The following is a 25,239-nucleotide window of genomic DNA, read 5'->3' on the forward strand; positions in this document are numbered from 1 at the left end:
TTGATATTAGACCCATTCGCCGTCGGCATTGACAGTGTAACCATCAATTGTTGTGTTAACAGCCAAAGCTCCTGAAGGGTATGCGTAATACCATTTATCGTTGACTTGGAACCAACCAGTTTTCATTGTACCTGAATTGTCAAGATAATACCATGTATCTCCTTGGTTGACCCAACCGGTTTGCATAGCTCCTGAATTGTCAAGATAATACCATGTACCATTGACTTTCTGCCAACCAGTTTGCATAACACCAGTCTCATCTAAGTAGTACCACGCTCCGTCTTTAACCCAACCGGTCTTCGCTTTATCTGAATGATCATAGTAATACCATTTGCTTTCAATTAATTTCCATCCTGGCTTACTATTTTTACCATCCGCTAATTGATGAGTGACTCCGTTAGCAGAGTTAGATTCAGCTTTAGGTCCACTTTCAACAACTACTTTGAAAGGAGTTTCTGTTCGTCTAGGCTCTTCCTTAGGAATGTCGAGTCTAGGTTTTTCTTCTGCGATTGGAGCAAGGCCGTTTTCATCGCCGACATGTGTAATTGGTGCTCCGAATTCCACAATTTGATCGACAGGGTCTTTGGTTACTTGACTATCTAGAATGGTTTCGCTAGTCTTTCCATTTTCAGTAAGAACAGATACGTAAGAAGTGCGTTCACCTAGAACTCCAGCTTTGACAACTTTTTCTTGACCTGCTGGGAGGTTCGTATTTTCTTTTCGAATGACTTTAAATGGAATGCTTTCTGTCTTCACAACTAGTTCAGGTTTGGTTTCAACATTAGCAGCTAGTTCATTTTCATCTAGGCTTCCTGAATGAGTTGCAGCTGGTTTGAGGCCTTGCAGAGCAGCTTTGAGCTTACCTACTAGTGCGTCTAGTTCAGCTTGTTTGCTGCGGTTGAGGTTAAGGTTTAGTCCATCTTTTGCTGCCTTGAGTGCTGCTAGGCTTTCTGTGCTGTATCCGTCTAAGTTTGTAGGGATTTTAGCTAATTCTTCGCGAAGAGCATTATAATTAGCTCGGAAGTAGTCTTTGTTGTGGTCAGCAAAGGCAGTCATGAGTTCAAAGATTTCCTCTTCCTTGTACTCAGCGCTTGGTCTATCTGCCCAGATTGAAAGCATACTTCCAACTGTTGGAAGGTCAACTTCAGGATATTTGGTAGAAGCTAGTTGATTGAATGGTGTTTTTCCAGTATTCTCAATAGCTTTTTTGAGGAAACCACCACCATCTTCTGGTTTTTGTCCGAGAATGTAGTACCAGTCACCGTTGGTATTCAAGAACTTATAACCCTTGCTTGCTAGATATTGAGGTGAAGCAAGGTTGTAGCCCCACCAGCCTTTAGACCAGTAAGAAATCAAGACATCCTTATCGAATTCAGCATCATCCTTGTCTTCATAGTAGAAGCCATCGTTGAAGGCCATTGGTTGTAGCCCTCTTTCTTTGGCCATAGCAGCAAGGCTGTTAGAATAGTCTGCGAACTTGTTATAGAGTCCATACCATTTGAGGTAGTACCAACCTTGGGCGTTGGTCGCATCATTGGCATATTCATCTGTACCATAGTTGAATATCTTTGATTTATCAGCAAAGTAATCCATATACTTACCGATAAGGGCTTTGGTAAAGTTAAGGGCTTCTTGATTTTCAAGGTCCATCGTGGTTTTTGAGACCTTATCAAAGTTGGCTTGAGGATTCGCGATGCCAAGTTTTTCCATGGCGACCAGCATAGCATCCATATGTCCTGGGCTATTAATAGCTGGAATCAGACCAATACCTTTTTCCTTAGCGTATTTGGCAAGTTCTGTCACTTCTGCCTGTGTCAGTGCAGTACCGTTTGGATCGTCGTAGTAAGCTTTAGTTCCTTCGATAATAGCTTTTTTAACGTCATCACTAGCATAGGTTTTTCCGTTGGCAGTAATGGTCATATCATCGAGTAGGAAGCGAAGGCCATCATTTCCTAGAAGGAGGTGGGCATCAGAGTAGCCGAGCTCACTCGCCTTGTCTACGATGCGTTTGAGTTGATCTAGAGAGAAGTATTTGCGACCTGCATCGATGGAAATGACTTTATTCTTATTCAGTTTTTCAAGTTCGCGTTTAGCATCCTCTTCTTTTTGTGCTTCAGGGGTTAAGGCCAAGTTTTTAATAGCTTCTTGAAGGTTTACGATTGCTTGATCAATCGTGTCTTGTTGAGCACGGCTGAGGTTGCTATCGAGTGAACGGATGGCTTTTTCAGCTTCTTTTACAGCAGCAAAACTTTCAGCAGTATAGCGGTTAGAGTCTTTTGGAATAGTTTCTAGTGCTTTTTCTGCAGGTTGGTAGTTGGCTGCAAAGTATTCAGCGTTGGCATTTGCAAAATGACGCATAAGTTTGAAGAGGCGAGATGGTGAATAACGTGCAGATGGGGTATCGGCCCAAGCAGCTACCATACCACCGATGATTGGGACATCAGCTCCTTCTGTTTTGGGTACAGAAGTGATTGGTGTATTTTTAATACCATTGAGCCCCTGATCGAGATTGTACCAACCTTGACCATCAGCGTTTCGTCCGAGGACGTAGTACCAAGCATCGTTGGTATTAAGAATTTGGTGGCCTTTTTCAGCAAGTAGTTTAGAAGAAGCAACGTCATAACCACCCCAACCGCCAGTCCACATAGAAACGATGATATCTTTGTCAAAACTACCAAAGCTTGTGTCGCTATTGTAGTAGATACCGTCGTTAAAGGCCATTGGTTTGAGACCGTGTGATTTTACAATACGAGCAAGGTCATTGGCGTAAGAGATGAATTTCTCATATCCTTTTTCAGGGTAGCCTTCATTTGGATAATATTTATCAGCTTGAAGCACGCTCCAACCTTTAGCATTGGTTGCATCATTGGCATATTCATCTAAACCAATATTGAAGATTTCAGATTTCTTAGAGAAGTAGTTAGCGTATTTGTCAATCAAAGTTTTTGTAAAATCAACTGCTTGTTTATTATTTAAGTCAACAGTTCGTTCAGATTTTGTACCAAAATAATCAAAGTTAGGATTTTCAATGCCAAGTTCTTTCATAGCATGGAGAATAGCATCCATATGTCCAGGACTATTGACAGTTGGAATCACTCCAATTCCTTTATCTTTGGCATAATTAATCAAATCTGTCATCTGACTTTCAGTGAGATGGTTACCATTTGGATCATCGTAATAAGCATTTGTTCCATTTTCAATGGCGCGTTTGACATCATCACTCGAGTAGGTTTTATCGCCCACTTTCATAGACATATCATCCAGCATGAAACGGAGGCCATCGTTCCCTACCAAGAGATGAAGATCTGTGTAACCATATTCTTTCGCTTTATCGATGATTTCTTTGAGCTGCTCAGGTGAGAAATATTTACGTCCGGCATCAATTGAAACGATTTTTCGTTTAGCTAATTTTTCGTTTTCAGTTGCAGCACCTTCCTTTCCTGCCTCTGTTGCCGGTTTGTCAGCCTCTGCTTTCGGTTCATCTTTCTTAGCATCTTTTTCAGCTGGTTTATCCTTGTCAGCTTCTGGTTTATCAGTCTTATCTGTATCCGACTCTTTAGAATTAGCCTCTTTCGGAACTTCCTTTTTAGGGCTAGTTTCCTCTGCCTTTTTATCGGTAGTTTCTTTTTCAGCAGAAGTTGGAGTTACCACTTCTTCTTTATCACTAGGAGTTGAACTAACTTCCTCTTGTGGTTTTTCTTCTGTTTTTGGAAGACTAGCTACCGTATCAGTAGTCGGAGTTTCCGTTTCTACAGTTTTTGGAGCTTCTGGTTGAAGCTCTGCTTTAGGTGTTTCCTCAGTCCGATTTTCGGATGGTTGAGGGGAATCGGAAACCGTATGGATGGTCGGTTGGTTTTCCGTAGTAGTAGGAGTAACTCCATCGGCTGCAACAGCCTGTGCTTGGAAGGCAAATCCAATTAGAACAGAAGCTGCTCCTACAGCGTATTTACGAATGGAAAAACGTTGTTGTTTTTCTTGTTTCATTGCAAAACCTCCTGATTGTATTTTATATTGATAGCGTTTACATAAAACAACACCCTTATTTTATTTCTTATATTAATAAGAGTCAAGAGGAGGTGATAAAAAACTATAATAAGTATAAAAAAATATAAAATTTAAGCTTAAGATTTCAGATTGGTTGTAAAAGAAACATATATATATTTAGTAGAAATTTTTTAGCCCTATTTCTATAAAATACTCTACAAACTATAGAATCTACTATAAAAGGTAAGCGCTACCTTTTTGGTATGGTATAATAAGCATAGAAAAAGCCCAAGCAAGGCTTAGGCTTTCTTCTTAGTGATCACGGTCACATGAAATGAATTTGATTTTGTAGTAATCTGCGCGTTTATATGTTTCGCTGTATGCAAGAACTTGACCAGTAGACTCTAGTTTAGTAGTCTTGGTTTGTAAAACGGTTGGGAATTGTTCATCGACTCCGAGGATTGAAGCCGCATGTTCTGGAGTTGGAAATGCTATTTCATTGATTTCTTCAAAATGTTCATCATTCATGTGAATGTGGTAATCCAATTTGAAACGGTTATAGATAGAGCTATAATATTCAAGATTTGGATAATTTGCGTTGATGTATTGTTCTGGGATGTAAGATGTATGGTAGATGTACACAACACCACCTGTTTCGCGAACGCGTTCAATCTTGTAGTAGAACTGATCTCCGCGTAGTCCAAGTTTTTCTAAGTAGCTTAGTTTATTTCCACGCTCAATAGAAAGGACGGTAACTTTATCATCTTTAGTTTCAAAAACTTCTACATCTGAAAACTCTACGAGTTTGTGTTTGCGTGCGCGTGAAACGAATGTACCCTTTCCTTGTTGACGGACAATATAGCCATCCTTGGCAAGGTCGTTTAAAGCGCGAACAACTGTGATAGAACTAACATCATACATTGCAATCAATTCAGCTTCAGTGTAGAATTTATCTCCACTGGCAAATTGACCAGAAATGATTTTGTTCTTTAACTCATCTTTAATATATTGATACTTTGGAATTGCCATATTTTCACCTCGATTTTCCTTCTCCGTTAAAGATTTTACCATAAAACTGGAAAGAATAGTAGCCTTTTGAATAAAAAAATTAGAATAATAGGCTATAAGGTTAATTTACATAGGAATAAATAGAAAAACCTACATTTTTATACATGGTGCTAAAATGTTGTTATGACTATAGATTACAAGATTTTTATAAGTTTTTTGTGTAAAATTTAGTGAAAAATGAAAAAAATTGTGAAAACCTATTGACAAATGTAAGATATTGAGATATATTTACTATATCAACAAATGAAAGCGTAAACTTTATTGTCAGAAGGTAAGAATATGACACGATTTGAGATACGGGATGATTTTTATCTCGATGGAAAATCATTTAAGATTTTATCTGGCGCCATTCATTATTTTAGGGTTCCTCCAGAAGATTGGTATCATTCGCTCTATAATTTGAAGGCTCTTGGTTTTAATACAGTAGAAACTTATGTGGCTTGGAATCTACACGAGCCTCGTGAGGGTGAGCTTCACTTTGAAGGGGCTCTGGATTTGGAGCGATTTCTTCAGACAGCACAAGATTTAGGTCTCTATGCGATCGTTCGTCCGTCTCCCTTCATCTGTGCAGAGTGGGAATTCGGTGGTTTACCAGCCTGGCTCTTAACAAAGAATATGAGGCTTCGTTCCTCAGATCCAGCCTATATTGAAGCTGTCGGTCGCTACTATGACCAGCTCTTGTCACGGTTGGTTCCACATTTGTTGGATAATGGTGGCAACATCCTCATGATGCAAGTTGAAAATGAGTATGGTTCTTATGGAGAAGATAAGGCTTATCTGAGAGCCATTCGACAGTTGATGGAAGAGCGTGGCGTAACCTGTCCCCTCTTTACATCAGATGGTCCATGGCGAGCTACTCTGAAAGCTGGAACCTTGATTGAAGATGACCTCTTTGTAACAGGGAACTTTGGTTCTAAGGCGCCTTATAACTTTTCACAGATGCAGGAATTCTTTGATGAGCATGGTAAAAAATGGCCGCTCATGTGTATGGAATTCTGGGATGGCTGGTTCAATCGTTGGAAAGAACCGATTATCACACGGGATCCGAAAGAATTGGCAGATGCAGTTCGAGAGGTTTTGGAACAAGGCTCCATCAATCTTTACATGTTCCATGGTGGTACAAATTTTGGTTTCATGAATGGTTGCTCGGCTCGAGGAACTTTGGACCTACCACAAGTTACATCTTATGATTACGATGCCCTTCTGGATGAAGAAGGAAATCCAACTGCCAAATATCTGGCAGTCAAGAAGATGATGGCAACACATTTCCCAGAGTATCCGCAGTTGGAACCACTCTACAAAGAGAGTATGGAGTTGGATGCTATTCCACTAGTTGAAAAAGTTTCCTTGTTTGAAACTTTGGATAGCTTGTCAAGTCCAGTAGAAAGCCTCTATCCTAAAAAGATGGAGGAGTTGGGACAAAGCTATGGCTATCTACTCTATCGAACAGAAACAAACTGGGATGCAGAAGAAGAAAGACTTCGTATCATTGACGGTCGAGATAGGGCTCAGCTTTATGTCGATGGTCAGTGGGTCGAAACCCAATATCAGACAGAGATTGGGGAAGATATTTTTTATCAAGGTAAAAAGAAAGCGCTATCTAGGTTAGATATCTTGGTAGAAAATATGGGGCGTGTCAACTATGGACACAAGTTCTTAGCGGATACGCAACGTAAGGGAATTCGGACAGGGGTTTGTAAGGATTTGCACTTCTTACTAAACTGGAAACACTATCCACTCCCACTAGACAATCCTGAGAAAATTGATTTTTCAAAAGGATGGACAGAAGGACAACCAGCCTTTTATGCTTATGATTTTACAATCGGAGCGCCAAAAGATACTTACCTAGACTTGTCTGAGTTTGGTAAGGGAGTTGCCTTTGTCAATGGGCAGAATCTAGGACGTTTTTGGAACGTCGGCCCGACCCTCTCACTTTATATCCCTCATAGCTATCTCAAGGAAGGTGATAACCGCATCATCATCTTTGAAACAGAAGGTGAATATAAAGAAGAGATTCATTTAACTCGAAAACCTACACTAAAACACATAAAGGGGGAAAACTTATGACAATTGTAGGATGCCGTATCGATGGACGTTTGATCCACGGACAAGTAGCCAATCTTTGGGCTGGAAAACTAAATGTTTCACGTATTATGGTTGTAGATGACGAAGTTGTCAACAATGACGTTGAAAAGAGTGGTTTGAAACTTGCGACACCACCAGGTGTAAAATTGAGTATTTTGCCAATTGAAAAAGCGGCAGCCAATATTCTTGCTGGTAAATATGATAGCCAACGTCTCTTTATCGTGGCTCGTAAACCAGACCGCTTCCTTGGTTTGGTCGAAGCAGGTGTACCACTTGAAACTCTCAATGTTGGGAATATGTCTCAAACACCAGAAACTCGTGCCATTACACGTTCTATCAACGTAGTGGACAAGGATGTGGAAGATTTCCACAAATTGGCAGAAAAAGGTGTTAAACTTACTGCTCAAATGGTTCCAAATGATCCAATTTCAGACTTTTTGAGCTTATTAAAATAGGAAAAAATTTTTAGGAGGTCATTGTTATGATACAATGGTGGCAAATTTTACTTCTCACTTTGTACTCAGCTTATCAAATCTGTGATGAGTTGACGATCGTTTCATCTGCAGGTTCCCCTGTATTTGCTGGTTTCATTACTGGTTTAATCATGGGAGATGTGACTACTGGTCTGTTTATCGGTGGTAGCTTGCAATTGTTCGTTCTTGGGGTTGGTACCTTCGGTGGTGCTTCTCGTATCGACGCAACTTCTGGTGCGGTTCTTGCAACAGCATTCTCAATCTCTCAAGGTATTGATACAGACCTTGCGATTACAACAATCGCTGTGCCAGTAGCAGCTCTCTTGACTTACTTCGACGTTCTTGGACGTATGACAACTACTTTCTTTGCACACCGTATTGATGCTGCAATCGAACGCTATGACTACAAAGGAATCGAACGCAACTACTTGCTTGGTGCGATTCCATGGGCTCTATCTCGTGCCCTTCCAGTCTTCTTCGCGCTTGCATTTGGTGGTGAATTTGTACAACACGTAGTAGACTTCGTTACAAAATACCAGTGGGTTGCAGATGGTTTGACACTTGCAGGACGTATGCTTCCAGGTCTTGGATTTGCAATCTTGCTTCGTTACCTTCCAGTTAAACGTAACCTTCACTACCTTGCAATGGGATTTGGTTTGACAGCTATGTTGACTGTTCTTTACTCATATGTAACAGGTCTTGGTGGCGCTGTTGCTGGTATCGTAGGTACTCTACCTAAAGATGTTGCTGAAAAAATTGGTTTCGTGAACAACTTCAAAGGATTGTCTATGATTGGTATCTCTATCGTAGGTATCTTCCTAGCAGTGCTTCACTTCAAAAATAGCCAAAAAGTAGCTGTAGCAGCACCTTCTACACCATCAGAAAGTGGGGAAATCGAAGATGACGAATTCTAATTACAAACTTACAAAAGAAGATTTTAATCAAATCAACAAACGTAGCTTGTTTACTTTCCAATTGGGTTGGAACTACGAACGTATGCAAGCTTCTGGTTACCTTTACATGATCCTGCCTCAGTTGCGTAAAATGTATGGGGATGGCACTCCTGAATTGAAAGAAATGATGAAAGTTCATACTCAATTCTTCAATACTTCACCATTCTTCCATACCATTATCGTTGGTTTTGACCTTGCCATGGAAGAAAAAGATGGTGTAGGTTCAAAAGATGCTGTTAACGGTATCAAGACAGGTTTGATGGGACCATTTGCTCCTCTTGGAGACACAATCTTTGGTTCACTTGTACCTGCTATCATGGGATCTATCGCAGCAACTATGGCTATCGCTGGCCAACCTTGGGGTATCTTCCTTTGGATTGCAGTTGCAGTAGCGTATGACATCTTCCGTTGGAAACAGTTGGAATTTGCCTACAAAGAAGGGGTTAACCTTATCAACAATATGCAAAGTACCTTGACAGCTTTGATTGACGCTGCATCTGTACTTGGTGTCTTCATGATGGGTGCTCTTGTAGCAACAATGATCAACTTTGAAATTTCTTACAAGTTGCCAATCGGTGAAAAGATGATTGATTTCCAAGACATCTTGAACCAAATCTTCCCACGTTTGCTTCCAGCAATCTTTACTGCCTTTATCTTCTGGTTGCTTGGTAAGAAAGGTATGACTTCTACTAAAGCTATCGGTATCATTATCGCTCTTGCAGTAGGTCTTTCTGCCCTTGGTCACTTTGCATTTGGAATGGGCGTATAATTTATGACGCAATCATTAATTTTGGTGAGCCATGGTCGTTTCTGTGAAGAACTTAAAGGTAGCACTGAAATGATTATGGGCCCACAAGACAATATTTATACAGTAGCTCTTCTTCCAGAAGATGGCCCAGAAGAATTTACTGCAAAATTTGAAGCTGCTATCGAAGGGTTGGATGATTTCCTAGTCTTTGCGGATCTTCTCGGTGGGACACCTTGTAACGTGGTCAGTCGTTTGATCATGGAAGGTCGTGACATCGAACTTTATGCAGGGATGAATCTTCCAATGGTGATTGAATTTATCAATGCGAGCCTTACAGGTGCAGATGCGGACTATAAGAACCGTGCTGCAGAAAGCATTGTGAAAGTCAATGACCTGTTAGCGGGCTTCGATGATGACGAAGATGAATAAGATGTGACAACGTGAAAATCAGAGGGAAAATAGGCGATAGGAGGATGGAGCGATTCTCCGACGATAATCGGTCTTTTTCCCAAAGATTTTAGTTGGAACTCGATTCAATAAGATGTGATAACGTGAAAATCGTTAGAGCATTTTATATAGAATATACATGGGAATGGGGCTTACTCCCATTCCCATATTTAATAGAAAAAGAGGAACTCAATGCTACATTATACAAAAGAAGACTTGATTGAATTGGGTGCAGAAATCACTACACGTGAAATCTACCAACAGCCTGATGTATGGAAAGAAGCTTTTGAATCTTATCAAGCAAAACGTGAAGAAATTGTAGCCTTCCTACAAAGGATTGCTGATAAACATGACTATATCAAGGTTATCTTGACAGGTGCTGGGACTTCTGCTTATGTGGGAGATACCTTGGTACCTTACTTTAAGGAAGTCTACGACGAACGCAAATGGAATTTCAATGCTATTGCGACAACAGATATTGTGGCCAATCCAGAAACTTATTTGAAAAAAGATGTGGCGACTGTCCTTGTGTCTTTTGCTCGTAGTGGGAACTCGCCTGAAAGTGTGGCGACTGTTGATTTGGCCAAAGCCTTGGTGGATGAGCTTTACCAAGTGACGATTACTTGTGCAGCAGATGGTAAATTGGCTCTTCAAGCTCATGGAGATAACCGCAATCTCTTACTTTTGCAACCAGCTGCTTCTAATGATGCTGGATTTGCTATGACTTCTAGCTTTACGTCTATGATGTTGACAGCTCTCTTGGTCTTTGATCCTACAGAATTTGCTGTGAAAGCTGAACGTTTTGAAGTTGTGTCTAGTCTTGCTCGTAAAGTCCTAGACAATGTAGAAGATGTTAAAGAACTTGTTGACCTAGACTTTAACCGTGTCATCTATCTAGGCGCTGGTCCTTTCTTTGGACTTGCTCATGAAGCTCAGCTCAAGATTTTGGAATTGACAGCTGGCCAAGTGGCGACCATGTATGAAAGCCCAGTTGGCTTCCGTCACGGTCCAAAATCTCTTATCAACGAAGATACAGTTGTCTTGGTCTTTGGGACAACGACAGACTACACTCGTAAGTACGACTTGGACTTGGTTCGTGAGGTTGCTGGTGACCAGATTGCTCGTCGTGTTGTGCTTTTGAGTGATCAATCCTTTGGTCTTGAAAATGTCAAAGAAGTGGCCCTTGGTTGTGGCGGTGTCTTGAATGATATTTACCGTGTCTTCCCTTACATCGTTTATGCTCAACTCTTTGCTCTATTGACTTCACTCAAGGTAGAAAATAAACCTGATACACCGTCTCCTACAGGTACCGTAAATCGTGTGGTACAAGGTGTTATCATCCACGAATATCAAAAGTAATACTGCGTTTATAGATTCTTGATAAAGGAGTTTGTAAATCATACAAGTAAACCATAGATTGTCAGTAGGCTTTCTATGGTTTGTTTGCTTGAGAGAAATAGTAAAAGGAGAACAGAATGAAAGCATACACAGAGCGTGTATTTGGAAATGTTGGGGGCAAGGATGTCTTGGCTTATCGCTTTGAGACGGACGGTGGCTACCAGCTTGAGGTTATGACTTATGGTGCGACTATCTTGCGCTATGTCACACCTGATAAGGCTGGAAATTTTGCCAATGTTATTTTGGGATTTGATGACTTTGATAGCTATGTAGGCAATAGTCCCAAGCATGGAGCTAGTGTAGGTCCTGTGGCAGGCCGTATTGCAGGTGCGACCTTTGAGCTCAATGGCAAGACTTATGACCTTGAGGTCAACAATGCTAGCAACTGTAACCACAGTGGTTCAACAGGTTGGGATTCGAGCTTGTTTGAACTAGTTGAAGTAAGCGACCATGGCTTGACCCTCTACACAGAGCGTACAGATGGGACAGGAGGATTTCCTGGGAATCTCAAGATTTGGATCAGTTACCACTTAGAAGAAACTGGTGCCTATGAAATCAGCTATAAGATAACGACCGATCAGGATACGCTGGTTAATCCAACCAATCACAGCTATTTCAACTTGTCTGGTGATTTCACGCAGACGATTGACCGTCATGTCTTCCAACTAAACACAGAGGGCATTTACCCAATCGCTCCTGACGGTGTTCCTGGCAAAACTTCAGATACTAGTCGTGATGTGGTCAAACACATCTACAATGGTGCCTTGTTGAAAGACATCTTTGCAGAAGAAGATGAGCAAATCCAACTAGTATCTGGTTTGGATCATCCATTTGCTCTTCCTGCAGGTCATGACAATGCTGGTTTCCTTTATGACCAAAACTCAGGTCGCTTCCTGCTCTTCAAGACAGAGGCTCCTTGTTTTGTAGTCTACACAGCAAACTTTGTGGATGAAAGTGTCATCATAGGAGGTCGGCCAATGGTACAGCACAATGGGATTGCCCTTGAAGCGCAAGCTTTACCAGATGCCATTCACAGCGACCTCAAAGACCAAGTCATTCTTAAAGCCGGTCAAACCTTTACGAGTAAGACACGTTATGAGCTTGTTGTGAAGTAAAGAATGAATCTTCTACTTTGCGGGGTGAATAGCATTTGCCTCATGACATTAGTAGAAACGGGCAAAGAGTAGGGAAATATGATATAATTTAATATTGAAAATACCTGTCCTATCTAAAGGATAAAAGGAGAAAAAGATGAAGAAAATTGTATTTGCTAGCGCCTTGGCCTTGACCCTGGCTGGAGCAGTTTTGACAACTGATGTTTTTGCGAATGACAGATTGGTGGCAACACAATCTGCTGATGGTAAAAATGAAAATGTCTTGAGCTCAGAAGTGCTTAATCCTGCTAGCGGTAATGTTTTGGTTGGAATCAAGGGAGAATTTTTAACCCCAAATAAACAAGCTATTTTGGATGCAATCAATAAGATTCGTCAGGAAGCAGCTGATGAAGGTTTGGTAGATAAGTATGTCCCTATTAAATGGTCTACTGATCTTGAGAAAACTGCTTTTGTACGCGCTACTGAGGTGTCAGTAGCTTTGAAACCCGAGCGTCTTTCTACTAAAGAAATCTGGACTGCTTTTCCATCTAGTAATAGTATAAGAGGAGAAGCTTTAGATGTGAACTATGAAGGTTTTCTAAAAGCAATTGAAAATTGGCATGCTGAGAAGGCGAATTATGTAGCGAAAAAGAAGGGTGGAACCTCTAAAGAATTTACAGGTTATTATGAGGTTTTGATCAATTCTAAATTTACCTATGTGGGTCTCGCAGCCTTTAAAAACGCAGCTAGCTCTCAGCAAGTAGCAACGATTTCTTTGGCTTTAGGTGATGATGCTTCTTCAGAGGAATTGGCTGGTGGATATGGTTCTGCTATTCAGTATACAGAAGTGACTGCCTCAAACCTTTCAACCGTTAAAAGTAAAGCTACAGTTGTAGAAAAATCGTTGAAAGATTTCAGAACATCTCCATCTAGTCAGTCTGGCTGGGTGAAGTCCAATGGTAAATGGTATTTTTATGAGTCTGGTGATGTGAAGACAGGCTGGGTGAAAACGGGTGGTAAATGGTACTACTTGAATGATTTAGGCGTCATGCAGACTGGATTTGTAGAAGTTGATGGAACATGGTATTTCCTTGATAGTTCAGGCGCGATGTTTACAGGCTGGGGAACAGATGGTAGCAGATGGTTTTACTTCGATGGTTCAGGAGCTATGAAGACAGGCTGGTATAAGGAAAATGGTACTTGGTATTATCTTGATCAATCAGGTGTCATGAAGACAGGTTGGTTTAAAGTAGGCAAGTACTGGTACTATGCATATGGTTCAGGAGCTTTGGCTGTGAACACAACAACACCAGATGGTTACCGTGTAAATGGTAATGGTGAATGGGTGAACTAGAAACTAAAGGAATTGCTTTAACAACTTTAGATAACCTATATTTGTTACTATAATTTTAAAGATGGAGAGAAGAGCTTGCTTCTCTCTGTTTTTATGTGGATAAAAACTTTCTACAGCCTCATAAAATATTGGGCATATACTTCACTTTATCCTGTTTTTAAAAAGTTTCTCTCTTTTTATTTTGCTAAGACTTTTTTATCCATTCATTTGTATATCTATCTCTAGAATCTTTTTGGAAATTGGTGTATAATGGGACAAGTTGTATATTTTACTATAAATTAACATACTAATTTAAAAATGTAAAAAGAGGGGAATATGAATTTCAAAACTAGTGGAGAAGAAAGACAGAATTTCTCGTTAAGAAAATTGTCAGTTGGCCTTGTATCTGTAGCAGTTGCGTGTTTCTTTTTGATGGGAACTGGCCTACAGACTGTATCTGCCCAAGAATCTCATACTGTTAACTATACATATGTTTTAGAGTCAGATTTGACTGATGAGGAGAAGGCTCTATTGGTTACATCCCTACCACAAGTAGCGGAAGAATCAGATGCTACCTATTATCTAGTCTATAGACCAAATAAAGTCTTACCCAACACAGGAACTAGCTCCTCCCTAGAAACTGCTGCCTTGGTGGCAGGTCTTAGTTTGCTGATCGTAGTGGTTCTTAAGGGACGCGACGGCAAGAGCAAGATTAGTCGATTCTTGTTAGTAACCAGTCTAGGAAGCCAGTTGCTGTCTCCAACTGTCCTTGCCTTGACTAGCGAGACGCTAGCTGCCTACAACACTCAGCTATCGGTTCAGGCAGGAGATGCTTTGCCAGCTCCGGTTGATATTCCTGGATACACTTATCTAGGATTTGTAGAAAACAAATCAGCTCATTCTGTACCGGCAACTAGCAAGCCAGCAGTATCTACTGGAAATCAAAAGGTTAAATCAGAAAACAGTCAATCTCAAGAAGTGGTGGCGTCCCATTCAGCAGGTTCGACTATGGGAACTGAATTTGTCAAGCAGACAAATGACAGCAACTCTCACTCTGAAAATGTAGATAGTCCAGCAGCAACAGCTGTATCTCCTAAAAACGAGGATGTTAGTCAGCAACCAGCAGTTCTTCAGAGTCAGGAAAGTAAAGATAGTCATGTTGTCAAAGGTGAGGAGCAAGACCAAAAACCAGCACCAGCTACAGAGTCTGCAACAAATTCAAGCCTAACTGGTGGGAATCAAGAACAGACAAATCCAGTCCAGCCAGTTTCGCAAAGCCTAGTGGTAGAGAATCAGCGAGGAGGAACACCTTCTCCTGTAGAGCCCCAACCACAAGAAAATAATGAAACTGTAGTGCAAGCAAAGGGTACGCAAGAGTCAGGTCACGAGGGTGAATCTCTAGTTCAGCCAGCACAACCGTCTTATACAGCCCCGTTAGAAGCAAAAGGGACTCAAGAGCCTGGTCATGAAGGTGAAGCAGTAGTCCGTGAAGAAGCTCCAGCCTACACAGAATCCTTAGAAACCAAAGGTACGCAAGAACCGGGTCATGAGGGTGAAGCGGCAGCTAGCGAAGAAACCCCAGCCTATACTAAACCAATAGAAGCTAAAGGTACGCAAGAACCGGGTCATGAGGGTGAAGCGGCAGCTAGCGAAGAAACCCCAGCCTATACTAAACCAATAGAAGCTAAAGGCACGCAAGAGTCAGGTCACGAGGGTGAATCTCTAGTTCAGCCAGCACAATCGTCTTATACAGACCCAATAAGCACTCAAGGCACGCAAGAACCCGGTCATGAAGGTGAAGCAGTAGTCCGTGAAGAAGCTCCAGCCTACACAGAATCCTTAGAAACCAAAGGTACACAAGAGCCAGGCCATGAAGGTGAAGCTCTAGTTCAGCCAGCACAACCGTCTTATACAGACCCAATCAGCACCAAAGGCACACAAGAACCGGGTCACGAGGGCGAAGCTGCAGTTCGCGAAGAAGCTCCAGAATATACTCAACCCCTCGAAACCAAAGGCACACAAGAACCGGGTCACGAGGGTGAAGCGGTAGTCCAACCAGCGCTAGCAGAATACACAGGAGATGCGAAACTAGAACCTGCAGTAGAAGAAGAACTTCCGGCTTTAGAGGTCACTACACGAAATAGAACAGAAATCCAGAATATTCCTTATAAAACAGAAGAAATTCAGGATCCAACACTTCTGAAAAATCGTCGTAAAACTGAACGACAAGGTCAAGCTGGAACACTTACTATTCAATATGAAGACTATATCGTAAATGGTAATGTCGTAGAAACGAAAGAGTTGTCACGAACTGAAGTAGCTCCGGTGAGCGAAATTGTCAAAGTAGGAACACTTGTGAAAGTTAAACCTACAGTAGAGATTGCCAACTTAACAAAAGCTGAAAACAAAAAATCGATAACTGTAAGTTATAACTTAACAGACACTACATCAGCATATGTCTCTGCAAAAGCGCAAGTTTTCCAAGGAGACAAGCTAGTTAAAGAGGTTGATATAGAAAATCCTGCCAAAGAGCAAGTAATATCAGGTTTAGATTACTACACACCGTATACAGTTAAAACACACCTAACTTATAATTTGGGTGAAAATAATGAAGAAAATACTGAAACATCAACTCGAGATTTCCAATTAGAGTATAAGAAAATAGAGATTAAAGATATTGATTCAGTAGAATTATACGGTAAAGAAAATGATCGTTATCGTAGATATTTAAGTCTAAGTGAAGCGCCGACTGATACGGCTAAATACTTTGTAAAAGTGAAATCAGATCGCTTCAAAGAAATGTACCTACCTGTAAAATCTATTACAGAAAATACGGATGGAACGTATAAAGTGACGGCAGCCGTTGATCAACTTGTAGAAGAAGGTACAGATGGTTACAAAGATGATTACACATTTACTGTAGCTAAATCTAAAGTGGAGCAAGCAGGAGTTTACACATCCTTTAAACAGCTAGTAACAGCAATGCAAAACAATCTGTCTGGAGTCTATACATTGGCTTCAGATATGACCGCAGATGAAGTGAGCTTAGGCGATAATCAGACAAGTTATCTCACAGGTGCATTTACAGGGAGCTTGGTCGGTTCTGATGGAACAAAATCGTATGCCATTTATGATTTGAAAAAACCATTATTTGATACATTAAATGGTGCTACAGTTAGAGATTTGGATATTAAAACTGTCTCTGTTGAGAGCAAAGAAAATGCTGCATCAGTAGCAAAAACAGCAAACAATGCAACTATCAGCAATGTAGCTGTAGAAGGACAAGTATCAGGAAGCAAATCTGTAGCAGGATTAGTAGTAGATGCAGCAAATACAAGAATTGAAAACAGTTCATTCAGCGGAAAACTAGTCGCCAACCACACAGATAATAATGCAAATTACGCTGGAGGAATCGTTGCTAAATTAACCGGAGGAAATTCTAAAGTTGACCGAGCGAAAGTAGATGCCGTCATCTCTACAGCAGCACGTAATAATAACCAGACAGCCGGAGGAATCGTTGGTAAACTGGAAAGTGGAGCGTTAGTGACACGTTCTGTAACAACAGGTAAAATCCTAAACGGTAATGGATACCCGAGAGTAGGAGGAATAGTAGGTTCTACGTACTCAGGAGGTCGACTTGACAATGTAGTAAGTTCTGTTGATGTTGGAGATGGTTATGCTATTACTGGAGATCAGTATAATGGAGCAAATGTTAAAAATGCTATTACCTCTGTTGAAAACAAAAAACAAGATAACTTCGTTCGAAAAGTAAGTAAAGAAGAAGTGGATGCTAAGATTGCTTCTTATGGAATCACAGTAACTCTTGATGATACTGGACAAGACTTAAAAGCAAACTCAAAAGAAATTGACTATACAAGATTAAGTCAAGCACAAGCAGAAAGAAGAGTAGCCTATAACAATATTGAAAAACTAATGCCATTCTACAATAAAGAGCTAGTTGTTCACTATGGTAATAAAGTAGCTCCAACGGATAAACTTTATACGACAGAACTGCTTGATGTCGTACCGATGAAAGATCAAGCAGTAGTAACAGATATCAATGCAAATAAAGATTCTATCAACAGGATCATGTTACATTATAAAGACAATACAGTAGACTATCTAGATGTGACATTTAAAGAAAACTTTACCAATAACAAGGTGGTTGAATATACTGTTTCAGGAAAAGAATACATATTCACACCAGAAGCCTTTGTATCAGATTATACAGCGATAACGAATAATGTACTAAGCGAATTGCAGAACGTAACGTTTAGCTCAGAAGCGACTAAGAAAGTGCTAGGGGCGGCAGACGATGCAGCATTAGATAACTTATACTTAGATAGAGAATTTGAGGAAGTTAAAGCTAATATTGGAGAGCACTTAAGAAAAGTATTAGCGATGGATAAATCCATCAACACTACGGGAGATGGTGTAGTTGAGTATGTAAGTGAGAAAATCAAACATAACAAAGAAGCCTTCATGCTGGGACTTACCTACATGAACCGATGGTACAATATTAATTATGATAGTCTGAATACAAAAGATTTATCAGTGTACAAATTTGACTTTAACGGAAATAATGAAGCTTCAACGCTAGACACTATCATCGCCTTAGGAAATAGTGGACTAGAAAACCTACGAGGACCAAACACGACAGGTCTATATGCGAGCACACTTGCACCACTTAAAGGAGAAGATTCAGTCTTTGACTTCGTAGAAGCATATCGTAAATTGTTCTTACCGGAAAAAACTAATAATCAATGGTTGAAAGACAATACGAAAGCTTATATTGTAGAGGTAAAATCTAATATAGCAGAAGTTAGAGCAAAACAAGAATCGGCAACACCAGATAGTAAATATTCACTAGGAATCTATGATAGATTATCATCGCCTACGTGGAGATATAAGGGTATGCTGTTACCGTTACTAACATTACCAGAAGAGAATATATATGCAATTTCTAATATATCGACATTAGCATTCGGAAGTTATGAGCGTTATAAAGATCGAGTAAATGGAACGTTTCTGTCTGGAGAAGCTTTACGTCAATATGTACGTGAGAAGGTTAATCAATCAGCGGAATGGCAAAGAGATCACTATGATATTTGGTACAATCTATTAACGCCAGAGTCAAAAGAGAAGTTATTCCGCTCAGTACCAGTAACCGATGGATTTTACTTTAATAATGCAGAAGGAAGAGGATATTGGGCAACTGCGACTGATAAATACATTGATTCGGTTTACAATTTCTTTGGTCCAGCAGGCAAGTGGTATAGTCTAAGAAGCGGTGCTGGTGCATTTGCAGATGGATCTGAGGTGTATTTTGTAAGCGATAGATTATTGGATCAATATGGAACGTCAGTGTACACTCATGAAATGACTCATAACTCTGATGGTAATATTTATTTCGAAGGATATGGTCGTAGAGAAGGTTTAGGAGCTGAACTTTATGCGTATGGATTACTTCAATCTGCAAGCAAATTGGATCAAGAAGGGGTGATTCTTAATACGGCATTTAAAGGTGAGAAAGACTCATTAACTCGCTTGCACACTTATGATCCAACAACGAGATACCAATCTGCAGCTGATCTAAAAGAGTATGTTCATGGAATGCACGATGTTCTATATACACTAGATGCGATGGAAGCAAATGCTATTTTATCTAAATCGAAAGATGTTAAGAAAAAATGGTATAGAAAACTAGAAGATACTTATGTTAAAGATACGAAGTACAATAAAGATACGCACGCAACAAATACTATTCGTCAATTAACAGACGCAGAAGTAGAAAAACTAACAACTTTAGACTCATTAATCGATAATGATATAATCTCACGTAGAGCATATAAAGATACTGGAAGTTACGGAAGAAATGGCTACTATGCTGTAAGTATGTTCTCGCCAATCTACTCAGCTCTAAGTAATCCAAATGGTGCACCAGGAGATGTTACATTTAAAAAAGTAGCGTATGAACTTCTTGCTGAAAAAGGATACCAAGATGGGTTCATTCCATATGTGTCAAACAAATACGGAGACGAAGCATTAAGAAATGGTATGAAAACTTACTCTAGTTGGTTTAAAAAAGATGTTGGTCTGATTACGGATACGATGGTGTTAAATAAAGTATTTGGAAACCAATATGCAACATGGGCTGATTTCAGAAAAGCAATGTTTAATGAGCGTATAGCTAAAAAAGATAGATTGAAACCAATCACAATTCAATATGAATTAGGAGTAGTTGGTAGTACAAAAGAGGTAACAATCTCATCAGCACAAGAGATGCAAGCTTTAATTGATGCGGCAGTAGCGAGAGATATAACTAATATAGATCGTACGACAAGTCATGCTCCTGCAAGTTGGGTGCATCTACTTAAACAAAAAATCTATAATGCATATCTACGTACTACAGATGACTTTAGAGAATCTATTTATAAATAAGATTGTAGAGTTTTATTGTTGAATAGTGTTTCTTGTAAGAATGAGGAGTCAGATGACCAATCTACTCCTTTTTCTTATGGAGTGATATAGAGATTTGATTGGATGCAGATTGCAGGAATCATCTTCCGCTCGCAAATGACCAATGGTGACAAGATGTATCTCAATCCCACAGAAAACGTTGATTTGAGAAATAACTTTGCTAGCCTAGTAAAATAAATACAACACAATCCTAGAAGAATTTTTCTGGGATTGTTTTTTTGCTGAGCGGGATGCTTCAAGTTGTCTGGCTTGACTTTCTTGATGGAAGTTATATAATAGATGTAACAATTATAATTACAATAAAAGGAGGGTCGCTTATGACCTATGAATACCAGAGCTACATTTATTTAGCCGAGGCAGTTTTAAATGTGAAGGACTTGGCAAGTCAAACAGCCTTTTATCAGCAGATTATTGGTTTAGAAATTTTATCTCAAGCGCAGACAGAGACCGTTTTAGGAATTGGTGGAAAAGCCTTGGTACACTTGATTCAAGCACAAGAGGGTGGAGAAGTAAGGGAATATTATGGTCTTTACCATCTGGCTATTCTCTTGCCGACACGAAAGGCTTTGGCGGATGTCTTGAAACACCTGACAGATTTACAGATTCCCCTTGTCGGCGGTGCAGATCACGGTTACAGTGAGGCACTTTACTTAGAGGACTTGGAGGGAAATGGCATTGAACTCTATCGAGATAAGCCGGTTTCCACATGGGATATTCGAGAAGATGGCCGCATTATCGGGGTGACTGAGGCCCTTGCGGCGCAGGATATCTATGAGTTGGGAGAAAGGGTAGAGCCTTTTATCCTGGCAGAAGGTACGAGAATGGGGCATATCCATCTTTCCGTCAAGGATAGTCGAAAGTCCAGTCAGTTTTATCAAAAGGTGTTAGGACTAGAGGATAAATTCAGTGTGCCTAGTGCTAGTTGGATTGCAGCTGGGGACTACCATCATCATTTGGCAGTCAACGAATGGGGAGGAAAAGGGCTGGCTCCGCGTAAGCAAGGTTTGCCAGGTTTGGCTTATTATGTCATTGAAGTCGCTCGAAAAGAAGAACTGTTAACGATTGCCCAGCGAGCAAAAGAAGTTGATGCACCAATCAAGTGGCTGACATCTAGCCAGCTGGAAATCACAGCCCCAGACGGAATTGTGACTCGTATCCGCATAGCTAGATAGACGGTATATGATGAAGGTAAAGCATCAATTGTAGAAAGAGCTCCTTATTTTAGTCAGATATGTAGAAAATTTGATATGATAGTAGGGAATAAGGAGAAAAATACTATGACAAGCGAATACCAGAAAATGATAGCAGGCGAGTTTTATCGTCCATCGGACCCAGAACTGAGAGCCTTAGCTCAGGATTCTCGCCAAAAACAGGCTGCCTTTAACAAGGAAGAGGATCCCTTAAAAGGAGCCGAAATCATCAAGACCTGGTTTGGCTCGACCGGGAAAAATCTTTATATCAACACTCGCTTGATGGTGGACTATGGTGTTAACATCCATCTAGGGGAAAATTTTTACTCTAACTGGAACTTGACCATGCTGGACATCTGCCCCATTCGTATCGGGGACAATGCTATGATCGGTCCCAACTGTCAGTTTTTAACCCCACTCCATCCACTGGATCCACAGGAACGTAATTCAGGTATCGAGTACGGAAAGCCTATCATAATTGGAGACAATTTCTGGGCTGGTGGTGGCGTCATTGTCCTTCCTGGAGTGACACTGGGAAATAATGTTGTTGCAGGAGCAGGGGCAGTAATCACCAAGTCCTTTGGCGACAATGTTGTTTTAGCTGGCAATCCTGCGCGCGTGATTAAGGAGATACCTGTGAAATAGCAGAAAAAAGGAACAGCAGTGGCTGTTTCTTTTTGTAGGTTTCATCATTTTTTATCCAGCCTACATTTACCTACTCTATCTCTTAGCAAGTCTGTTTCATTAAGCAAGTTCTAAGCATCTCGTAAGTGGGATGTTTTTCTCCTCAGTTCATCAGCCTCCTCCTTGACACTCCGTCAGCTTTTGATACAATAGTACAAAATCAGAGGAGGTGGGCTATGATTCAGAAACATGCGATTCCCATTTTAGAGTTTGATGACAATCCTCAGGCGGTCATCATGCCCAATCACGAGGGGCTGGACTTGCACTTGCCCAAGAAGTGTGTCTATGCATTTTTAGGTGAGGAGATTGACCGTTATGCGAGGGAAGTAGGGGCGGACTGTGTCGGTGAATTCGTTTCTGCCACCAAGACCTATCCAGTCTATGTCGTGAACTACAAGGGTGAGGAAATTTGTCTGGCCCAGGCTCCTGTCGGTTCCGCTCCAGCGGCCCAGTTTATGGATTGGTTGATTGGCTATGGTGTGGAGCAAATCATTTCCACTGGCACCTGTGGTGTGCTAACTGATATAGAGGAGAACGCCTTTCTAGTCCCTGTTCGGGCTCTGCGAGATGAAGGAGCCAGTTACCACTATGTGGCACCTTCTCGTTATATGGAAATTCAGCCAGAGGCTATTGCTACCATTGAGCAAGTTTTGGAAGTTAGAGGGATTCCCTATGAAGAAGTCATGACCTGGTCCACAGATGGTTTTTACCGAGAAACGGCTGAAAAGGTGGCTTATCGCAAGGAGGAAGGCTGTGCTGTTGTGGAGATGGAGTGTGCTGCACTTGCGGCAGTAGCTCAACTGCGCGGGGTTCTCTGGGGAGAATTGTTGTTCACAGCGGATTCTCTAGCCGATTTGGACCAGTACGACAGTCGTGACTGGGGTTCAGAAGCTTTCGAGAAGGCCTTGGAACTCTGCCTTGAGATAGCCTTTCATATCTAACTCATATCCTTCTTTTTATGGTACAATGGATGTATGTTATTCAAATTATTTGTGAAAAAACTTGAAAGGGTCTTTGGCGGACTTTCTCCTGCTCGTCGGATTTTTTTAAGTTTCGCTGGAGTTATTTTTATAGGTTCTCTCCTTTTGAGTTTGCCTTTTGTCCAGGCGAGCGGTTCGCAGGCCACTTATTTTGACCATCTATTTACGACGGTTTCGATGGTCTGTGTGACCGGCCTCTTTACGCAGCCGGTAGCTACCACCTATAATGTCTGGGGTCAGCTGATTTGTATGCTCTTGATCCAGATTGGTGGTCTGGGGCTCATGACTTTTATCGGGGTCTTTTATATTCAGGGGAAGCAAAAGCTCAGTCTTCGCAGTCGTGAAACCATTCAGGAGAGTTTTAGTTACGGGGAGACTCGGTCACTGAAGGCCTTTATGCGGTCCATCTTTTTGACGACTTTTCTTGTAGAGGGCTTGGGTGCCTTCCTGCTAAGTTTCCGTTTTATTCCTGAGTTTGGCTTGGGACGGGGTGTTTTTGCCTCTATCTTTTTAGCTATTTCAGCCTTTTGTAATGCTGGTTTTGATAATTTCGGCAGTAGCAGTTTAGTGAATTATCAGACGGATCCTTTAATCAATCTGGTCATTGCTGGTTTGATTATCACGGGTGGTCTGGGCTTTATGGTCTGGTTTGACTTGGCAACCCAGCTAGGCAAGAAGAAAAAACGCCGTCTGCGTTTCCATACCAAGCTGGTCCTCTTCTTGACCGCAGGGATTTTGTTGTTTGGGACAGTATCCACACTCTTTACGGAGTGGCACAATCCTGGAACCATTGGCAATCTCAGTGTCCCAGAGAAAGTGCTGGTTAGCTTTTTCCAAACCGTCAGCATGAGAACAGCTGGATTTGCTTCTATTGATTACACCCAAGCTCGGCCGGTGACCCTGTTTATCTATATCCTACAGATGTTTCTGGGTGGGGCGCCTGGAGGGACAGCTGGGGGGCTCAAGATTACAACTTTCTTTGTCTTGTTGGTCTTTGCGCGTAGTGAATTGCTGGGCTTGCCTCATGCCAATGTGGCGCAGAGAACCATTGAGACTCGCACAGTCCAAAAATCCTTTAGTGTCTTCATTATCTTTTTGATGACCTTCTTGTTGGGCTTGATGTTGCTGGGAATTACGGCAGAAGGAACGCCGCGTTTTATCTACATCATGTTTGAGACCATTTCTGCCCTTGCGACAGTTGGGGTAACGGCAAATCTGACACCAGAATTGGGCAAGCTAGCTCTCAGCATTGTCATGATGCTTATGTTTATAGGCCGTATCGGTCCCTTGACCTTGCTGGTTAGTCTAGCGGATTACCAGCCTGATAAGAAAGATTTGATTCAGTATATGAAAGCAGATATTAGTATTGGATAAGAAAGGAAGAACGATGTCAGATCGTACGATTGGAATTTTAGGCTTGGGGATTTTTGGGAGTAGTGTCCTGACAGCCCTCGCCAAGCAAGATATGAATATTATTGCCATTGACGACCACGCTGAGCACATCAATCAATTTGAGCCAGTTTTGGCGCGTGGAGTTGTGGGCGATATTACAGATGAGGAACTCCTCAGAACCGCTGGAATTGATACCTGTGATACGGTTGTAGTGGCAACAGGGGAAAATCTGGAATCGAGTGTGCTTGCAGTTATGCATTGTAAGAGTTTGGGTGTACCAAGGGTTATTGCCAAGGTCAAAAGCCAGACAGCCAAGAAGGTACTGGAAAAAATCGGTGCTGACTCGGTGATTTCACCTGAGTATGAAATGGGGCAGTCTCTAGCGCAGACCATTCTCTTTCATAACAATGTTGATGTCTTTCAGCTGGATAAAAATGTGTCTATCGTAGAGATGAAAATCCCTAGTGTTTGGGCAGGCCAAAGCCTGAGTCAGCTGGATCTACGTGGTAAATACAACCTCAATGTTCTAGGATTTCGTGAGCAAGAAAATTCACCACTGGACGTCCAATTTGGTCCTAATGACCTCTTGAAAGCAGATGCCTATATCTTGGCAGTCATTAACAACCAGTATCTAGACGACTTGGCAGAATTAAATTCGTAAGGAGGGGAATCCCCTCTTTTTTGATCTCCTAGATAGCAAATAGAGAGACCTGTATTCCAATTGAGACTAGAAACCCTTGTATTCTAGTAAAAGTCCTTCAAAAGCTGGACTTTTACTAGAATAGAAAGAAGTGACAAGAGAGAGTAGTACTCTTCGAAAATCTCTTCAAACTACGTCAGCTTCGCCTTGCCGTATATATGTGACTGACTTCGTCAGTCTTATCTACAACCTCAAAACAGTGTTTTGAGCTGACTTCGTCAGTTCTATCT

Annotated in this window: 16 protein-coding genes; 14 read left to right on the top strand and 2 right to left on the bottom strand. The window is 41.1% G+C overall.

Annotation, left to right across the window (positions count from 1 at the left end; all coding sequences use genetic code 11):
• Window positions 1-6: 6 nt before the first annotated feature.
• Window positions 7-3,984, bottom strand: coding sequence for a family 20 glycosylhydrolase (locus QM843_RS03295; protein WP_414304532.1), 3,978 nt, complete (start codon window positions 3,982-3,984; stop codon window positions 7-9).
• A 312-nt stretch (window positions 3,985-4,296) separates the two neighbouring features.
• Complete coding sequence (locus QM843_RS03300) at window positions 4,297-5,013, bottom strand: GntR family transcriptional regulator (RefSeq protein ID WP_001007193.1); 717 nt, start codon at window positions 5,011-5,013, stop codon at window positions 4,297-4,299.
• Between the two features lie 318 nt (window positions 5,014-5,331).
• Here QM843_RS03300 and QM843_RS03305 point away from each other — a divergent pair, with 318 nt between their 5' ends.
• From QM843_RS03305 to QM843_RS03370, 14 genes are all read left to right on the top strand, one after another.
• Entirely contained in the window at window positions 5,332-7,119 is a 1,788-nt protein-coding gene (locus tag QM843_RS03305) for a glycoside hydrolase family 35 protein (protein WP_414304531.1), read from the top strand.
• Window positions 7,116-7,592, top strand: coding sequence for a PTS sugar transporter subunit IIB (locus QM843_RS03310; RefSeq protein ID WP_000156970.1), 477 nt, complete (start codon window positions 7,116-7,118; stop codon window positions 7,590-7,592). Before QM843_RS03305 ends, QM843_RS03310 begins: the two co-directional genes overlap by 4 nt.
• A gap of 26 nt (window positions 7,593-7,618) precedes the next feature.
• Window positions 7,619-8,524 (top strand): PTS mannose/fructose/sorbose/N-acetylgalactosamine transporter subunit IIC, encoded by a 906-nt coding sequence (locus QM843_RS03315; protein WP_414304530.1) that lies wholly within the window; start codon window positions 7,619-7,621, stop codon window positions 8,522-8,524.
• The gene (locus tag QM843_RS03320; RefSeq protein WP_414304529.1) at window positions 8,511-9,332 is read left to right on the top strand and encodes a PTS system mannose/fructose/sorbose family transporter subunit IID; all 822 of its coding nucleotides are present in this window, start codon (window positions 8,511-8,513) and stop codon (window positions 9,330-9,332) included. The genes QM843_RS03315 and QM843_RS03320 overlap by 14 nt, the downstream gene beginning before the upstream one ends.
• Before the next feature lie 3 nt (window positions 9,333-9,335).
• A complete protein-coding gene (locus QM843_RS03325; RefSeq protein ID WP_000194481.1) occupies window positions 9,336-9,740 on the top strand; it encodes a PTS sugar transporter subunit IIA in 405 nt (134 codons plus the stop codon).
• A 210-nt stretch (window positions 9,741-9,950) separates the two neighbouring features.
• The gene (locus QM843_RS03330) at window positions 9,951-11,117 is read left to right on the top strand and encodes an SIS domain-containing protein (RefSeq protein ID WP_414304528.1); all 1,167 of its coding nucleotides are present in this window, start codon (window positions 9,951-9,953) and stop codon (window positions 11,115-11,117) included.
• Between the two features lie 116 nt (window positions 11,118-11,233).
• Window positions 11,234-12,271, top strand: coding sequence for an aldose epimerase family protein (locus tag QM843_RS03335; RefSeq protein WP_414304527.1), 1,038 nt, complete (start codon window positions 11,234-11,236; stop codon window positions 12,269-12,271).
• Window positions 12,272-12,407: 136 nt separating this feature from the next.
• Window positions 12,408-13,604, top strand: coding sequence for a CAP domain-containing protein (locus QM843_RS03340; RefSeq protein ID WP_414304526.1), 1,197 nt, complete (start codon window positions 12,408-12,410; stop codon window positions 13,602-13,604).
• Between the two features lie 315 nt (window positions 13,605-13,919).
• Complete coding sequence (locus tag QM843_RS03345) at window positions 13,920-20,024, top strand: ZmpA/ZmpB/ZmpC family metallo-endopeptidase (RefSeq protein ID WP_414304525.1); 6,105 nt, start codon at window positions 13,920-13,922, stop codon at window positions 20,022-20,024.
• 356 nt (window positions 20,025-20,380) lie between these two features.
• Window positions 20,381-21,235: a VOC family protein gene (locus QM843_RS03350; RefSeq protein WP_414304524.1), complete on the top strand. Its 855-nt coding sequence runs from the start codon at window positions 20,381-20,383 to the stop codon at window positions 21,233-21,235.
• 105 nt (window positions 21,236-21,340) lie between these two features.
• A complete protein-coding gene (locus tag QM843_RS03355) occupies window positions 21,341-21,898 on the top strand; it encodes a sugar O-acetyltransferase (RefSeq protein ID WP_414304523.1) in 558 nt (185 codons plus the stop codon).
• Between the two features lie 215 nt (window positions 21,899-22,113).
• On the top strand, window positions 22,114-22,878 hold the full coding sequence (locus QM843_RS03360; RefSeq protein WP_414304522.1) for a nucleoside phosphorylase: 765 nt from the start codon (window positions 22,114-22,116) through the stop codon (window positions 22,876-22,878).
• A 33-nt stretch (window positions 22,879-22,911) separates the two neighbouring features.
• Window positions 22,912-24,291, top strand: coding sequence for a TrkH family potassium uptake protein (locus QM843_RS03365; protein WP_414304521.1), 1,380 nt, complete (start codon window positions 22,912-22,914; stop codon window positions 24,289-24,291).
• A gap of 13 nt (window positions 24,292-24,304) precedes the next feature.
• Window positions 24,305-24,970: a potassium channel family protein gene (locus QM843_RS03370; RefSeq protein WP_001283905.1), complete on the top strand. Its 666-nt coding sequence runs from the start codon at window positions 24,305-24,307 to the stop codon at window positions 24,968-24,970.
• The last annotated feature ends 269 nt before the right edge of the window (window positions 24,971-25,239 follow it).

Source organism: Streptococcus mitis (assembly GCF_047463435.1).
GTDB classification, from domain to species: Bacteria; Bacillota; Bacilli; order Lactobacillales; family Streptococcaceae; genus Streptococcus; species Streptococcus mitis_DS.

What these genes read in the sequence shown, in the direction of transcription:
- QM843_RS03310 (WP_000156970.1), top strand. Translation starts at nt 7,116, where the DNA reads ATGACAATTGTAGGATGCCGTATCGATGGACGTTTGATCCACGGACAA.
- QM843_RS03355 (WP_414304523.1), top strand. Translation starts at nt 21,341, where the DNA reads ATGACAAGCGAATACCAGAAAATGATAGCAGGCGAGTTTTATCGTCCA.
- QM843_RS03295 (WP_414304532.1), bottom strand. Translation starts at nt 3,984, where the DNA reads ATGAAACAAGAAAAACAACAACGTTTTTCCATTCGTAAATACGCTGTA.
- QM843_RS03340 (WP_414304526.1), top strand. Translation starts at nt 12,408, where the DNA reads ATGAAGAAAATTGTATTTGCTAGCGCCTTGGCCTTGACCCTGGCTGGA.
- QM843_RS03325 (WP_000194481.1), top strand. Translation starts at nt 9,336, where the DNA reads ATGACGCAATCATTAATTTTGGTGAGCCATGGTCGTTTCTGTGAAGAA.
- QM843_RS03315 (WP_414304530.1), top strand. Translation starts at nt 7,619, where the DNA reads ATGATACAATGGTGGCAAATTTTACTTCTCACTTTGTACTCAGCTTAT.
- QM843_RS03360 (WP_414304522.1), top strand. Translation starts at nt 22,114, where the DNA reads ATGATTCAGAAACATGCGATTCCCATTTTAGAGTTTGATGACAATCCT.
- QM843_RS03330 (WP_414304528.1), top strand. Translation starts at nt 9,951, where the DNA reads ATGCTACATTATACAAAAGAAGACTTGATTGAATTGGGTGCAGAAATC.
- QM843_RS03350 (WP_414304524.1), top strand. Translation starts at nt 20,381, where the DNA reads ATGACCTATGAATACCAGAGCTACATTTATTTAGCCGAGGCAGTTTTA.
- QM843_RS03370 (WP_001283905.1), top strand. Translation starts at nt 24,305, where the DNA reads ATGTCAGATCGTACGATTGGAATTTTAGGCTTGGGGATTTTTGGGAGT.
- QM843_RS03305 (WP_414304531.1), top strand. Translation starts at nt 5,332, where the DNA reads ATGACACGATTTGAGATACGGGATGATTTTTATCTCGATGGAAAATCA.
- QM843_RS03345 (WP_414304525.1), top strand. Translation starts at nt 13,920, where the DNA reads ATGAATTTCAAAACTAGTGGAGAAGAAAGACAGAATTTCTCGTTAAGA.
- QM843_RS03300 (WP_001007193.1), bottom strand. Translation starts at nt 5,013, where the DNA reads ATGGCAATTCCAAAGTATCAATATATTAAAGATGAGTTAAAGAACAAA.
- QM843_RS03320 (WP_414304529.1), top strand. Translation starts at nt 8,511, where the DNA reads ATGACGAATTCTAATTACAAACTTACAAAAGAAGATTTTAATCAAATC.
- QM843_RS03335 (WP_414304527.1), top strand. Translation starts at nt 11,234, where the DNA reads ATGAAAGCATACACAGAGCGTGTATTTGGAAATGTTGGGGGCAAGGAT.
- QM843_RS03365 (WP_414304521.1), top strand. Translation starts at nt 22,912, where the DNA reads ATGTTATTCAAATTATTTGTGAAAAAACTTGAAAGGGTCTTTGGCGGA.